Origin of the sequence: Achromobacter sp. (assembly GCF_050285585.1) — a bacterium.
Lineage (GTDB): Bacteria > Pseudomonadota > Gammaproteobacteria > Burkholderiales > Burkholderiaceae_B > Achromobacter.
Genome location: NZ_JBLZXF010000011.1, coordinates 171,200 through 185,644, shown reverse-complemented (window position 1 = coordinate 185,644; position 14,445 = coordinate 171,200). Strand labels below are relative to the sequence as shown.

The window sequence follows — 14,445 nt, the reverse complement described above, 5'->3', positions numbered from 1 at the left end:
GTGCGCTCGCAAGGCCGCACCAAGTCCAGCGTGATGGACGCCCTGGTCGAAGCCGGCAAGTTCGACGTGCCGAAGGCGCTGGTCGACAACGACGTGCAAGGCCGCGTCGCCGCCGCCCGCGAGGAGCTCAAGCAGCGCGGCATCCCGAACGCCGAGTCCGTGCCGATCCCGGCCGAAGCCTTCACGACCGAGTCCGAACGCCGCGTCCGCCTGGGCCTGCTGGTTTCGGAACTGGTCAAGCAAGCCCAGCTGCAGGCCAAGCCCGAGCAGGTGCGCGCGCGCATCGAAGAGTTCGCCGAAAACTACGAACAACCCGCCCAGGTTGTCAGCTATTACCTGGCCGACCGCCAGCGTCGTGCTGAAATCGAGGCGATCGTGCTCGAAGACAACGTCGTCGCGCACGTTCTGGAAAAGGCCAAGGTCACCGACGAAAAGGTGCCTTTCGATCAGTTGATGGGGATGGCGTAACACTATGCAGAGATTCACCGATTTCTATGCGGCAATGAATGGCGGGTCGTCGGTGACCCCCACCGGCCTGGGCTACATTCCCATGGTGATCGAGCAGTCGGGGCGCGGCGAGCGCGCCTACGACATCTATTCGCGTCTGCTCCGCGAACGGCTCATTTTCCTGGTGGGTCCGGTCAATGACGCAACGGCCAACTTGGTCGTGGCGCAGTTGCTGTTCCTGGAATCGGAGAATCCTGACAAGGACATTTCCCTGTACATCAACTCGCCCGGCGGGTCGGTCTACGCGGGAATGGCCATCTATGACACCATGCAGTTCGTCAAGCCGGACGTATCCACCCTGTGCACCGGCCTGGCGGCCAGCATGGGGGCGTTCCTGCTGGCGGCGGGCAAGAAGGGCAAGCGTTTCACGCTGCCCAACTCGCGCATCATGATCCACCAGCCCTCGGGCGGCGCCCAGGGGCAGGCCTCCGACATCCAGATCCAGGCCCGCGAAATCCTGGACCTGCGCGAGCGGCTGAACCGCATCCTGGCCACGAATACCGGCCAGACGATGGAGCGCATCGGAGTAGACACGGAACGTGACAACTTCATGTCGGCCGAAGATGCGGTATCGTATGGACTGGTGGACAAGGTGATGACCTCCCGCACGGAAGCCTGACTTCCCGGTTGATCCGAACCCGCTGCCACCACGTTTGAGTAAGCGCATGCGCTAGGCCTATTTCCCGGCCTGGCGCATCTTTACCTGAGATACGAAACAAATATGCCTGAAAAAAAGGGATCGGCAGACGCAAAAGTGCTGCATTGCTCGTTTTGCAATAAAAGCCAGCACGAAGTCCGCAAGCTGATCGCGGGTCCGTCGGTATTCATCTGCGATGAATGCATAGATCTGTGCAACGACATCATCCGCGAGGAGGCGCAAGCCACCGCGCGCGCGGCGATTCGTTCCGAGCTGCCCACTCCGGCCGAAATCAAGACCTTCCTCGACCAGTACGTCATTGGGCAGAATTCGCCCAAGCGCATGCTGGCCGTGGCTGTTTACAACCATTACAAGCGGATCCGCCACGGCGAGATCAAGGGCGACGAAGTCGAGCTTTCCAAGAGCAACATCATGCTGATCGGCCCCACCGGGTCGGGCAAGACGCTCCTGGCGCAGACGCTCGCGCGCATGCTGAACGTGCCCTTCGTGATGGCCGACGCCACCACGCTGACCGAAGCCGGCTACGTGGGCGAAGACGTCGAGAACATCATCCAGAAGTTGCTGCAGAACTGCAACTACGAGGTGGAGAAGGCGCAGCGCGCCATCATCTACATCGATGAAATCGACAAGATCTCCCGCAAGTCCGACAACCCGTCCATCACCCGCGACGTGTCGGGCGAGGGCGTGCAGCAGGCCTTGCTGAAGCTGATCGAAGGCACGGTGGCCTCGGTGCCACCGCAGGGCGGCCGCAAGCACCCCAACCAGGACTTCGTCCAGGTGGACACGACCAACATCCTGTTCATCGTCGGCGGCGCCTTCGACGGATTGGAAAAGGTCATCCGCGACCGCACCGAGAAATCGGGCATCGGCTTCTCGGCTTCCGTGCGCGCCAAGTCCGAACGGGGCGTGGGCGAGCTGTTCTCGGAAGTCGAGCCGGAAGACCTGATCAAGTTCGGCCTTATCCCCGAGCTGGTCGGCCGCCTGCCGGTGGTCGCCACGCTGGACGAGCTGGACGAGGCGGCGCTGGTGCAGATCCTGACCGAGCCCAAGAACGCCCTGCTCAAGCAGTTCCAGAAGCTGTTCGCCATGGAAGGCGCCGAGCTGGACGTGCGGCCCGCCGCGCTGAAGGCGATCGCCCGCAAGGCGCTGCGGCGCAAGACCGGCGCCCGCGGCCTGCGTTCCATCATCGAGCAGGCCTTGCTCGACACCATGTACGACCTGCCTTCCCAGGGCAACGTCAAGCGCGTGGTGCTGGACGAAAACGCCATCGAAGGCGAAGGCAAGCCCTTGCTCATCTACGCCGACGAAGCCGCTGCTTCGGACAAACCCGAGCGGGGGGAAGTCCGGGACGCCGCAGCCTGATATTTCAAAAAAGCCCGTTCCCGTAACGGGTTTTTTTGCCTCAGGGCCCGTCCTGGGTGGAAACACGCTTTTCTCACGGCCTCGACCCTTGCATACTGAAGGCGCTGCTCCGGGTTTTTTTTAGCCCTAGGGCTATCGAGGCGCCGAGATCTTGAATTTTCGGCTATTGTTCCCATAACAGACGTAACTGACGTGGCTGGCTCGGGTATACCCGGGTCACCTGTCCCCGATACGCCGAGTCATACCGAGGAACCTCCTATGTCTGCCAGCCAGACCCTGCCTTCCGACCCGATCGACCTGCCCCTGCTTCCACTGCGCGACGTCGTGGTGTTTCCGCACATGGTCATCCCGCTGTTCGTCGGCCGTCCGCGCTCGATCCGCGCGCTCGAGGTTGCGATGGAAGCGGGCAAAAGCATCATGCTGGTGGCCCAAAAATCCGCCGGCAAGGATGATCCCACTCCCGAAGACGTCTACGAGATCGGCTGCGTTGCCGGCATTCTGCAGATGCTCAAGCTGCCTGACGGCACCGTCAAGGTGCTGGTCGAGGGCACCCAGCGCGCCCGCATCAACAGCATCGAAGACGCCGATTCGCACTTCACCTGCCAGGTGACGCCGATCGAACCCGACGCCATGCAAGGCTCCGAAACCGAGGCCCTGCGCCGCGCGATCGTCGCCCAGTTCGAACAGTATGTAAAACTGAACAAGAAGATCCCCCCGGAGATCCTGACCTCGCTTGCCGGCATCGACGATGCCGGGCGCCTGGCCGATACGATCGCCGCGCATCTTCCCCTCAAGCTCGAGCAGAAGCAGAAGATGCTCGAGATCGTCGGCACCTCCGAACGCCTCGAAGGCCTGCTCACGCAACTCGAAACCGAGATCGACATTCTCCAGGTCGAGAAGCGGATTCGCGGCCGCGTGAAGAAGCAGATGGAGAAGAGCCAGCGCGACTACTACCTGAATGAGCAGGTCAAGGCCATTCAGAAGGAGCTCGGCGAAGGCGAAGAGGGCGCGGACATCGAAGAGCTCGAAAAGAAGATCATCGCCGCTCACATGCCCAAGGAAGCGCGCAAGAAGGCCGATGCCGAGCTCAAGAAGCTCAAGCTCATGTCGCCCATGTCGGCCGAAGCCACCGTGGTGCGCAACTACATCGATACGCTCATCAATCTTCCCTGGAAGAGAAAGAGCAAGATCAACAATTCCATCAGCAACGCCGAAACGGTGCTGGACAACGATCACTATGGCCTGGAGAAGGTCAAGGAACGGATCCTGGAATACCTTGCCGTGCAACAACGCGTGGACAAGGTGAAGGCGCCCATTCTTTGCCTGGTCGGCCCCCCGGGCGTCGGCAAGACCTCGCTGGGGCAGTCCATCGCCAAGGCGACGAACCGCAAGTTCGTGCGCATGGCGCTGGGCGGCGTGCGCGACGAAGCCGAAATCCGCGGCCATCGCCGCACGTACATCGGCTCCATGCCGGGCAAGATCGTCCAGAACATGTCGAAGGTCGGCGTGCGCAATCCCCTGTTCCTGCTCGACGAAATCGACAAGCTGGGCATGGATTTCCGCGGCGATCCCTCGTCGGCGCTGCTCGAGGTGCTGGATCCGGAACAGAACCACACGTTCCAGGACCACTACATCGAAGTCGACTTCGACCTGTCCGACGTCATGTTCGTGGCCACCAGCAACACGCTGAACATTCCGCCGGCCCTGCTGGACCGGATGGAAGTGATCCGTCTTTCCGGCTACACCGAGGAAGAAAAGATCCATATCGCCCGCGACCATCTGCTGCCCAAGCTGATGAAGAACAACGGCGTGAAGGATAGCGAGCTGACGGTCGACGACAGCGCCCTGCGCGACATCGTGCGCTACTACACCCGCGAAGCCGGCGTGCGCGCGCTCGAGCGCGAAGTGGGCAAGATCTGCCGCAAGGTCATCAAGCAGTTGCTTACCCAGAGCGACCGGGCCAAGGCGGAGGGCAAGACGCCCGAGGCCAAGCCGGTCAACGTGACGGGCGACAACCTGAGCGACTACCTGGGCGTGCGCCGTTATGCCTTCGGCATGGCCGAGAAGGAAAACCAGATCGGCCAGGTGACCGGGCTCGCGTGGACGGAAGTCGGCGGCGACCTGTTGACGATCGAAGTCGCGGACATGCCCGGCAAGGGCGTCATCCAACGCACCGGTTCGCTGGGCGACGTGATGAAGGAGTCCGTCGAGGCGGCCCGCACGGTGGTGCGCTCGCGCGCACGCCGCCTGGGCTTTGCCGACAGCGTCTTCGAGAAGCACGACATGCACGTGCACGTGCCGGAAGGCGCGACTCCCAAGGACGGTCCGTCCGCGGGTATCGCGATCACCACGGCCATGGTGTCGGCCTTGTCGCGCATCCCGGTGCGCGCCGACGTTGCCATGACCGGCGAGATCACGCTGCGCGGCGAAGTGTTGCCCATCGGCGGCCTGAAGGAAAAGCTGCTGGCGGCCCATCGTGGCGGCATCAAGACGGTCTTGATCCCGGAAGAAAACGTCAAGGACCTGGCGGAGATCCCGGATAACGTCAAGAACCATCTCGAGATCGTGCCGGTGCGCTGGATCGACAAGGTGCTGGAGCTGGCCCTGGAGCGCCTGCCCGAGCCCTTGGCCGAGGAAGAGGCCGTGAAGGAGCCGCTGGTCGCCAAGCCGGCCGAACCCGGTTCGACCGACCCGGTGCTCAAGCACTGACCGGATTTGCCGGGCGCCTCTTGACAGGAGCGCCCGGTAGCGACGGCATGAAAAAACCCGCCAGACCGGCGGGTTTTTTTGAGGCCGACGCTTTCTCTTTCGGCTTCAGTGCAGCGCGTGCGTGCGGATCAGGCCCACCGCGATGCCTTCCAGGGCGAAATCCTGGTCGGCTCCAACCACGATGGTCTGGAAATCCGGGTTCTCGGGAAGGAGTTCGATGTGGCCGTTCTGGCGCTGCAGGCGCTTGACGGTGACGTCGTCGCCCAGGCGGGCGACCACGATCTGGCCATTGCGGGCCTCGGAGGCCTTTTTCACGGCGAGCAGGTCGCCTTCCAGGATGCCGGCGTCGCGCATGCTCATGCCGCGGACCTTCAGCAGGTAGTCGGGCGCTTGCGCGAACAGATTGGGATCCACGCCGACTTCGCGTTCGACGTGTTCAGCCGCCAGGATGGGGCTGCCCGCGGCCACGCGGCCCACCAGCGGCAGCAGCAGTTGCGCGAGGGCGGGCAGGGGCAGCGATGCCTGCGTTGGCGCGGCCCCCGAGTCCTTCAGGCGGATGCCGCGGGATGCGCCCGCCGTGAGTTCGATGGCGCCCTTGCGGGCCAGGGCCTTGAGATGATCTTCCGCCGCGTTGGGGGACCGGAAACCCAGGGCCTGCGCGATCTCGGCGCGCGTGGGCGGAAAGCCGGTGCGCGCGACGGTCTGCCTGATGAGATCCAGGATTTGTTGTTGGCGATCGGTGAGTTTGCTGGCCATGGCGATGATCCGGTGCTAGCGGACTGTACATATATACAGCGCCATTCTGGGGGACGCAGCGCAAAAAAGCAAGCTTCGGGGGCGGGCCGCCTCAGCGTCAACGCGAAGGCGGGCCGGCCGGGCCGATGCGCCGCGTTATTCCGGCTTGATGCCGGCCGTCTCGATGACGCCGCGCCACTTGCGGGTCTCGGATTCGATGTAGTCCTGCAATTCCTCCGGGCGGGTGGCTTTGATCGTGATGGCTTTGTCTTCGAGCTTGCGGATGATGTCGGGTTCGGCAAGCGTTTTCCGCAAGGCGGAACTCAGCACGGATAGCCGGTCGGCGGGAATGCCGGCCGGGCCCATTACGCTGACCCAGGCGTCCACGCTCATGTTCTTCACGCCCAGTTCCTCGGCGGTGGGCACGTCGGGCAGTTCCTTGATGCGCGTGGTGCTGGTGATGGCCAGCGCCCGCACCTTGCCGGACTGCACCAGGCTCAGGGCGGCCGGCAGATTGTCGAACCCGAGGTCGACGTGGCCGCCCATCAGCGCGGTCAATGCCGGGCCGCTGCCCGAGAATGGAATGTGCTGCATGTTCGAGCCGGCCAGGATCTTGAAGTATTCGCCGGTCATGTGCGGCGATGTGCCGGCTCCGGGGCTGGAGTAGGACAGCTGCCGCTGCTTGGCGTCGGCGATCAGCGCGCCCAGGTCCTGGTATTTCGAACCGGCGTTGACCAGCACCAGATTGGTGTAGAAGCCGACCTCGCCGATCATGGTGAAATCCTTGATGGGATCGAAATTCAGTTCCTTGCGCAGCAAGGGGTTGATCACATTGGTGGCGACGGTACCCAGGAAGATGGTGTAGCCGTCCGGCTTGGCGTGCGCGACCGTAGAGGCGCCGATGGTGCCGCCGGCGCCCGCCTTGTTCTCGACGACCACGGCCTGGCCCAATTCGCGCGACAGGCCCTCGGCCAACACCCGCGCGACGATATCCGTCGAACCGCCCGGCGGAAACCCGACCACGAAGCGGACGGGCTGATCCGGAAAGGCCGCGGCGGCGGAGCCGCCCAGCGTGATGGCCAGCGCGCCGGCCATGGCGGCGATCCAGGTCTTGAATTTCATGATCGATGTTCCTCCTGCTGGCTCGCGTCGCGCAAGTCGCCGATGATTCGCCGCTTGTCGAGTTTGCCTAATGTGTTTTTTGGAAAAGACTGCACGATGTGGATGCTCTTGGGTGTCCGCACGGACCCCAGTTGCTGCTTGCCGTAATCGATCAGCGCCTGGACGCTGACCGACCCCGGCCGAACTGGAACGACCGCCATTTCGACGCGTTCGCCCCAGTAGTCGTCGGCGACGCCGAACACCACGCATTCGGCGATGTCCGGGTGCTGCGCATAGGCGTTCTCGACGTCGGAGGGATAGACATTGAAGCCGCCGCTGATAATGACGTCTTTGGAACGGCCCTTGATGAACAGGAACCCGCGTTCGTCGATGAAGCCGATGTCTCCCGTGTGGAACCAGCCATCTTTCAGGACGGCCGCGGTCTGTTCGGGCATGTTCAGGTAGCCCGACATCAGCAAGTCGCCGCTGGCGACGATCTCGCCCAGCGTGTTCGGGCTGGCGGTCGGGCAGCCGTCTTCGCCGACGACCGCGACCCGCGTCATGGGGCCCACGCGGCCCGCGCTGCCCTGGTTTTCCGGTTGGGAGCCTGTGGCGCCGTCCATGCCCGCGATGATGACCGGGGCTTCCGTCAGGCCGTAGGTAACGCCCAGCACGGGGCCGAACGCCGCAATTGCCTGTGACAGCAGGGGGGCGGGGCAGGGCGCTCCGCCATACAGCAGGTTGCGCAGCGCGGGCAGAGGGCGCGCTGCGGCGCGCTGTGCCTGCACCAGCCGCTGGAGCAGCGTGGGAGGCACCCAGGTGGACGTCACCTCATGGGTGTCGAGCAGGGCATGCAGTTGCTCGGCCGTGGCTTTGCCGGCGATCACCAGGCAGCCGCCGGCATGCAATACCGGCAGCACGAACGTGCCCGCGCCATGCGTCATCGGCGGCGCCAGCAGGAAGCGTTCCTTGCTGTGGAAGCCATACGCCATGGCCAGCGACGCCACCATGGTGTTGATACAGCGCAGCGACTGCAATACCGCCTTGGGAACGCCGGACGATCCGCCCGTGAACTTGAGGGCGGCTGTCTCGCCCGGGTCCGGATTGGAGCGCGCGGGCGACTGGCCCGCATGTTCACGCAGCAGCGCGTCGGTGTGGAGGTCGCGGCGCTCGTCGTTGCAGATGCGCAGGCCATGGTAGGAGGCCAGCAGCGCCTCGTATGCCGCGTCGTGCAACACGATATCGGGCGCGGCCGTCGCCAGCTGGCGGGCGATATCCTGTTCGACCACGGTCGGCGTCAGCGGCACCAGCACGCCGCCGCAGGCGTAGGTGGCCAATATGCCCAGCAGCATTGCATGCGAATTGCCGGCCAGCGTGGCGATCACCGGACGAGGCTTGCCCGACAGGCGTTGCAGCGCCGCGGCCAGCGCCAGCGCCTGGCCGCGCAGCGCTTCGTAAGTGTGGGCGCGGCCGGTAGCCGCATCGATCGCCGCGACGCGGTCCGGGTACCGCATCGCGGCGTGCAGGAAGAAGTCGATGGGCTGCATGCTAGAGCCTGTTGCTGAGCACCGTGACCACGGCCGCGGCATCTTCGTAATGCAGGAAGCCGCCGCCGTTTTCGGCCACCGCGGTACGGGCGCCGCGGACCTGGCGCGCTCCGGCTTCATGGCGCAACTGCGTAACGAGTTCATGGATCTGCACCAAGCCCGTTGCGGCTATCGGGTGCCCCTTGGACACCAGGCCGCCCGATACATTGACCGGGGTGGCTCCGCCCAGGGAGGTCGCTCCGCTTTCGGTATAGGGGCCGCCCTGGCCGCGGGGGCAAAGGCCCAGGTTCTCGATCTGCAGCAGTTCCGCGAAGCTGGATGCATCGTGCACTTCGGCTACGTCGATATCCTGCGGCGTGATCCCGGCCATGGCATAGGCGCGCCGGGCGGCCAGGTGCACGCAGTGCCGGTCCATGTCGGCGATGTCGCGGATCACCGTGCTGGCCGCGCCGATGCCCGCGACCCTGACGGCCCGCTGCCGGCGCGCTTCGGACAGGACGCGGCCGCTGGACAGCACCACGGCCGACGCGCCGTCGGAAATGGGCGCGCACATGGCGCGCGTCAATGGCCAGGCGATCTCGGGAGTGGCAAGCACTTCGTCGATGGACATATCGTTCTGGTACTGGGCCAGCGGGTTCATGGTCGAGTGCGCGTGGTTCTTGGCGGCCGCGCAGGCGATCTGCCGCTGCGTGGTTCCATAGGTGCGCATGTGCTGGCGCGCCATGGCCGCATAGATGTCCATGAAGAAGCTCTGCGTATTCCAGGCGCCGGGAGAGTTCAGCCGCTCGCGGATGGCGGGGTCGGTCTCCTGCCGGCAGAAAAAGTCCCAGGTCTGGCGCAACAGGTGTATGTCGGTGCCGCCGAAGAACGCGTTCATCATTTCCGTCTTCTTTTCCGGATAGAACATCTTCTCCGCGCCGACCACCAGCACCGTGTCGAACATGCCCGATTCGATCGCCATGCAGGCATTGAACAAGCCGGAACTGCTGCTGGCGCAGGCGTTCTCGATATTGAAGACGGGGATGCCGCTTACCCCCATCGCGTTCAGCGCGCATTGGCCGCGGATCGAATTCTGTTTTTCCATCTGGCCCTGGCGCACGTTGGAGAACCATGCCGCCTGCATGTCTTCCAGGCCATGGCCGCTGTCGGCCAGGGCATTGTTGACCGCTTGTTCGGTCAATTGCTTGACGGAAAGGTCGGGATGGCGGCCAAGCGGGGTATGGGCGATGCCGGTGATGTAGACGTTCATGGCGGGTAGGGGCAACTGGTCGATGAGTGGCTCTATTCTGCGTGGAGGGCCGGTTCGCATTAACCCCTGCTTACCCGTGAAAAAGAGGATAAAGTTTCGACATATGAAACTTTTCTGCCTCGTATGGGCCCGGACGATATGACGCAATCCTCCAGCATCCAGAAGGCGCTGCGCGTGCTCAAGACTGTGCAGCGCCATCACGAAGAGGGTCTGCGGCTCACGGACGTATGCCGGGAGCAGGGGCTGGAAAAGCCGACGGCGCTGCGGCTGCTGCGCGAGTTGCTGGCGCAGGGGCTGGTGGCCCGCAACGCGCGCAGCAAGAAGTACTACCTTGGGGACTATTGCCGGAAACTCGGGGAGTCGCTGGCTGCGCAATCGTCGCTGTCCCTCCGCTACGGGCCCTTGCTGCGCCGCATCTCCGACCGCACCGAAGACGCCAGCTTCCTGGTGATCCTGCAGGACCTGGATACCCTCTGCATCGGGCGGGAAGTGGGCGCCTATCCCATCCAGGCGCTGGCCATCCCGGTCGGCAACCGCCAGCCCATCGGCGTAGGCGCGGGCGGCCTGGCCATGCTGGCGAGCTTCGATGACGACCTCACGGAGCATTACCTCAAGGCAAACAAGGCTCGCTTTCTGAAGTACAAGTCGCTTACGCTGGATCAGCTGCGCATGCGCATTGCTCGCGCGCGCAAGCGCGGCTACGCCGTGATAGGCAGCCACGCAGTCAGCAAAGTGACCGGCGTGGGCGTGACGCTGAAGAATAAGGAAGGCGATGTGCTGGGCGGGGTCAGCGTCGCGGCGCTGGACAATCGCATGACGCAAAAGCGTCAGGAAGCCGTGGCCCGGATAATCCGCGAAGAGATGAACCGGTTCCTGGACAAGTAAGACCGCCGCGGACGCAAATGAAAACGGGACCCGAAGGTCCCGTTCCTGGCGGCGGGCCCGCGAGGGCCCGTGTGCGGTCGTCGTTTACAGCACGGCGGCGATGCTCGCGGCCACCTTGTCGATGTTGCCGCTGTTCAGCGCGGCAACGCAGATGCGGCCGCTGGACACTGCGTAGACGCCGTGTTCCTCGCGCAGGCGGTCGACCTGCGCCGAGGTCAGGCCCGAGTACGAGAACATGCCGCGCTGGCGCAGCACGAAGCTGAAGTCCTGCTTGCCGCCGTGTTCCTGGATCTTTTCGACCAACTGCTTGCGCATCAGGCGGATACGGTCGCGCATGCCGGCCAGTTCCTCTTCCCACATCGCGAAGAGTTCGGGCGAATTCAGGACCGTCGACACCACCGTGCCGCCGTGAGTGGGCGGGTTGGAGTAGTTGGTGCGGATCACGCGCTTCAACTGGCTCAGCACGCGGGTGGCTTCGTCCTTGCTGCCGGCCACGACGGTCAGCGCGCCGACGCGCTCGCCGTACAGGGAGAACGACTTCGAGAACGAGGAACTGATGAACATGGTCAGGTCCAGGTCGGCGAACATGCGCACGACCGCGGCGTCCTCCGTCAGGCCGTCGCCGAAGCCTTGGTAGGCGATGTCCAGGAACGGCACCAGGTTGTTTTCCTTGACCACGGCGGCGATCTGCTTCCACTGGTCCATGGTGGGATCCACGCCCGTGGGGTTGTGGCAGCAGGCGTGCAGCACGACCACGGTCTTGGCCGGGGCGGCCTTGAGGTCCGCCAGCATGGCGTCGAAGTTCAGGCCGCGGGTGGCGGCGTCGTAGTATGCGTAGGTGCCGACCTCGAACCCGGCGCGCTCGAACAGCGCGCGGTGGTTTTCCCAGCTGGGGTTGCTGATCAGGACCTTGGAGGAGGGGAGCAGCTGGCGCAGGAAGTCGGCGCCGATCTTCAGCGCGCCCGTGCCGCCCAGGGCCTGGGTGGTCAGCACGCGGCCGGCGGCCGCCAGCGCGGAATCCTTGCCCAGCAACAGGGCCTGCGCGCCCGCGTTGTAGCCGGCGATGCCTTCGATCGGCAGGTAGCCGCGCGCGGCGGCGGCCTCGATACGGGCGGTTTCAGCCTTGCGGACCGCGCCCAGGAGGGGGATCCGGCCCTGATCGTCGTAGTACACGCCCACGCCCAGATTGACTTTACCGGGACGCGTATCGGCGTTGTATTGTTCGTTCAGGCCAAGAATGGGGTCGCGCGGCGCGAGTTCGACGGAATCGAAAAGGGTGCTCATGGGAGTCTGGTGAGGTGGGTGGACGCAGTACGGAGTGCTGTGGATAATGGGGGGTTTACCCTGGAACAGTCTAGCATGTCTAAACGCGCAACAGACCCGGGCGCAATAGACCCGATTGCGGAAGATCCCGCGCCCGGGGGCAACGGCGCGCCCGCGGCATCGGCGGGCGCCCCGGCGGGAGCCGGCTTTGTCGACTTCCCCGGCAGCCCGTTCCATCTCTACCAGCCCTATCCGCCGGCGGGCGACCAGCCCGCCGCCATCGACGGCCTGGTCCAGGGGATGCAGGACGGCCTGATGTTCCAGACGCTCCTGGGCGTCACCGGGTCGGGCAAGACCTACACCATGGCCAACGTGATCGCCCGGCTGGGGCGCCCCGCGCTGGTGCTGGCCCCCAATAAAACGCTGGCCGCGCAGCTCTACGCCGAGATGCGGGAGTTCTTCCCGAAGAACGCGGTCGAGTACTTTGTTTCATACTACGACTACTACCAGCCCGAGGCCTACGTGCCGACGCGCGACCTGTTCATCGAGAAGGACTCGTCCATCAACGAGCATATCGAGCAGATGCGCCTGTCGGCCACCAAGAGCCTGCTGGAGCGCCGGGACACGATCATCGTGGGCACGGTTTCGTGCATCTACGGTATAGGCAACCCCGGCGATTACCACGCGATGGTGCTGATCCTGCGCGCCGGGGACCAGATATCGCGCCGCGAGATCCTGGCCCGCCTGGTCGCCATGCAGTACACCCGCAACGACGCCGATTTCACCCGCGGGACATTCCGGGTGCGGGGCGAGACAATCGACATCTTCCCTGCCGAAAGCCCGGAACTGGCGTTGCGGCTGACCCTGTTCGACGATGAGGTCGAAAGCCTGGAGCTATTCGATCCCCTGACCGGCCGCATCCGCCAGAAGCTGCCGCGCTTCACCGTGTATCCGGGCTCCCACTACGTGACGCCGCGGGATACGGTGCTGCGCGCCATCGAAACCATCAAGGAAGAGCTGCGCGAGCGCGTCAAGCGCTTCACGGACGATGGCCACCTCGTCGAAGCCCAGCGGCTGGAGCAGCGCACCCGCTTCGACCTGGAAATGCTGCAGGAGCTGGGCTTCTGCAAAGGCATCGAAAACTATTCCCGGCACCTGTCGGGCGCGGCCCCGGGCGAGCCGCCGCCCACGCTGATCGACTACCTGCCGGCCGATGCGCTCATGTTCATCGACGAAAGCCATGTCACCATCGGCCAGCTGGGCGGGATGTACCGGGGCGACCGCTCGCGCAAGGAAACGCTGGTGCAATACGGGTTCCGGCTGCCTTCGGCGCTGGACAACCGGCCGCTGCGGCTGGAGGAGTTCGAGGCCCGGATGCGCCAGTGCGTGTTCGTGTCGGCCACCCCGGCCGCGTACGAGAACGCGCACGCCGACAATGTCGTCGAGCAGGTCGTGCGGCCCACCGGCCTGGTCGACCCGCTGGTCGAAGTGCTGCCTGCCCGCACGCAGGTCGACGATCTGCTCGGGCGGATCAAGGAGCGCGTCGGGCAAGGCGAGCGCGTGCTGGTCACCACCCTGACCAAGCGCATGGCCGAGGACCTGACGGACTTCCTGAGCGAGCATGGCGTGCGGGTGCGCTACCTGCACTCCGACATCGACACGGTGGAGCGCGTCGAGATCATCCGGGATCTGCGCCTGGGCACGTTCGACGTGCTGGTGGGGATCAACCTGCTGCGCGAGGGCCTGGATATTCCCGAAGTCTCCCTCGTCGCCATCCTGGACGCCGACAAGGAGGGCTTCCTGCGTTCGGAACGCAGTCTGATCCAGACCATCGGGCGCGCGGCGCGCAACCTGAACGGCCATGCCATCCTCTATGCCGACCGCATCACCGATTCGATGCAGCGCGCGATCGAGGAGACCAGCCGGCGCCGGAACAAGCAGCTGCAGTTCAACACCGACCACGGCATCACGGCGCGCGGCGTGCAGAAGGCGGTGCGCGAATTGATCGACGGCATCGTCGCGCCCGCCCAGCATGACGCGCTGGAGGCGGCGGTGCCGGCCGAATTCATGAAGGATGAGAAGGCCATGGCGCGCGAAATCAAGCGCCTGGAGAAGCTGATGATGGACCACGCCCGCAACCTGGAATTCGAGCAGGCCGCGGCGGCGCGGGATGCCTTGACCGCCTTGAAGCAGCGCGTATTGCTGGATGGCGCCGTCTAGCGGCAAATACGTATCCTGGTGTGTCTTTTGCTGACATATTGCTGAATCGCCCGGAAATCTGCTGCGCTGCAATTGCGCTGTCGCAATCCGGGCGATTATTGCTGCCTGAACTTCCAGCATCACATTCAAATTTTCATGTAAACCATTGAATTAAATCGATAATTCAAGGGGACGTATTTGCGCGAATTCAATTGCGCAGGCGCAAAAAA

10 protein-coding genes and 1 pseudogene are annotated in these 14,445 nt (G+C 64.4%); 6 read left to right on the top strand and 5 right to left on the bottom strand.

The genetic code is table 11. The features are described 5' to 3' along the window. The 4 genes and pseudogenes from ACN6PJ_RS17425 to lon form a co-directional block, all read left to right on the top strand. Positions 1-468, top strand: a pseudogene (locus tag ACN6PJ_RS17425) (trigger factor); the annotation flags it as partial. Positions 469-472: 4 nt separating this feature from the next. After that, the gene (gene clpP, locus ACN6PJ_RS17420) at positions 473-1,126 is read left to right on the top strand and encodes an ATP-dependent Clp endopeptidase proteolytic subunit ClpP (RefSeq protein ID WP_427997094.1); all 654 of its coding nucleotides are present in this window, start codon (positions 473-475) and stop codon (positions 1,124-1,126) included. Between the two features lie 102 nt (positions 1,127-1,228). Next, the gene (gene clpX / locus ACN6PJ_RS17415; RefSeq protein WP_043547630.1) at positions 1,229-2,527 is read left to right on the top strand and encodes an ATP-dependent Clp protease ATP-binding subunit ClpX; all 1,299 of its coding nucleotides are present in this window, start codon (positions 1,229-1,231) and stop codon (positions 2,525-2,527) included. Positions 2,528-2,785: 258 nt separating this feature from the next. Then, on the top strand, positions 2,786-5,236 hold the full coding sequence (gene lon, locus ACN6PJ_RS17410) for an endopeptidase La (protein WP_427997093.1): 2,451 nt from the start codon (positions 2,786-2,788) through the stop codon (positions 5,234-5,236). A 105-nt stretch (positions 5,237-5,341) separates the two neighbouring features. On the opposite strand, the gene lexA is transcribed toward lon, so the two are convergent. From lexA to ACN6PJ_RS17390, 4 genes are all read right to left on the bottom strand, one after another. Next, positions 5,342-5,992: a transcriptional repressor LexA gene (lexA, locus tag ACN6PJ_RS17405; protein WP_427997092.1), complete on the bottom strand. Its 651-nt coding sequence runs from the start codon at positions 5,990-5,992 to the stop codon at positions 5,342-5,344. A gap of 135 nt (positions 5,993-6,127) precedes the next feature. Beyond that, a complete protein-coding gene (locus tag ACN6PJ_RS17400; RefSeq protein WP_427997091.1) occupies positions 6,128-7,093 on the bottom strand; it encodes a Bug family tripartite tricarboxylate transporter substrate binding protein in 966 nt (321 codons plus the stop codon). Next, entirely contained in the window at positions 7,090-8,619 is a 1,530-nt protein-coding gene (locus ACN6PJ_RS17395; protein ID WP_427997090.1) for a class I adenylate-forming enzyme family protein, read from the bottom strand. The genes ACN6PJ_RS17400 and ACN6PJ_RS17395 overlap by 4 nt, the downstream gene beginning before the upstream one ends. A 1-nt stretch (position 8,620) precedes the next feature. After that, entirely contained in the window at positions 8,621-9,868 is a 1,248-nt protein-coding gene (locus tag ACN6PJ_RS17390; protein ID WP_427997089.1) for a thiolase family protein, read from the bottom strand. Positions 9,869-10,006: 138 nt separating this feature from the next. Here ACN6PJ_RS17390 and ACN6PJ_RS17385 point away from each other — a divergent pair, with 138 nt between their 5' ends. After that, the gene (locus tag ACN6PJ_RS17385) at positions 10,007-10,753 is read left to right on the top strand and encodes an IclR family transcriptional regulator (protein WP_427997088.1); all 747 of its coding nucleotides are present in this window, start codon (positions 10,007-10,009) and stop codon (positions 10,751-10,753) included. A gap of 84 nt (positions 10,754-10,837) precedes the next feature. Here ACN6PJ_RS17385 and ACN6PJ_RS17380 read toward each other — a convergent pair whose 3' ends face one another. After that, positions 10,838-12,037: an amino acid aminotransferase gene (locus ACN6PJ_RS17380; RefSeq protein WP_427997087.1), complete on the bottom strand. Its 1,200-nt coding sequence runs from the start codon at positions 12,035-12,037 to the stop codon at positions 10,838-10,840. A gap of 75 nt (positions 12,038-12,112) precedes the next feature. Between ACN6PJ_RS17380 and uvrB the strand changes: the two genes are divergently transcribed. Continuing rightward, the gene (gene uvrB / locus ACN6PJ_RS17375; RefSeq protein WP_427997086.1) at positions 12,113-14,236 is read left to right on the top strand and encodes an excinuclease ABC subunit UvrB; all 2,124 of its coding nucleotides are present in this window, start codon (positions 12,113-12,115) and stop codon (positions 14,234-14,236) included. Positions 14,237-14,445 lie beyond the last annotated feature (209 nt).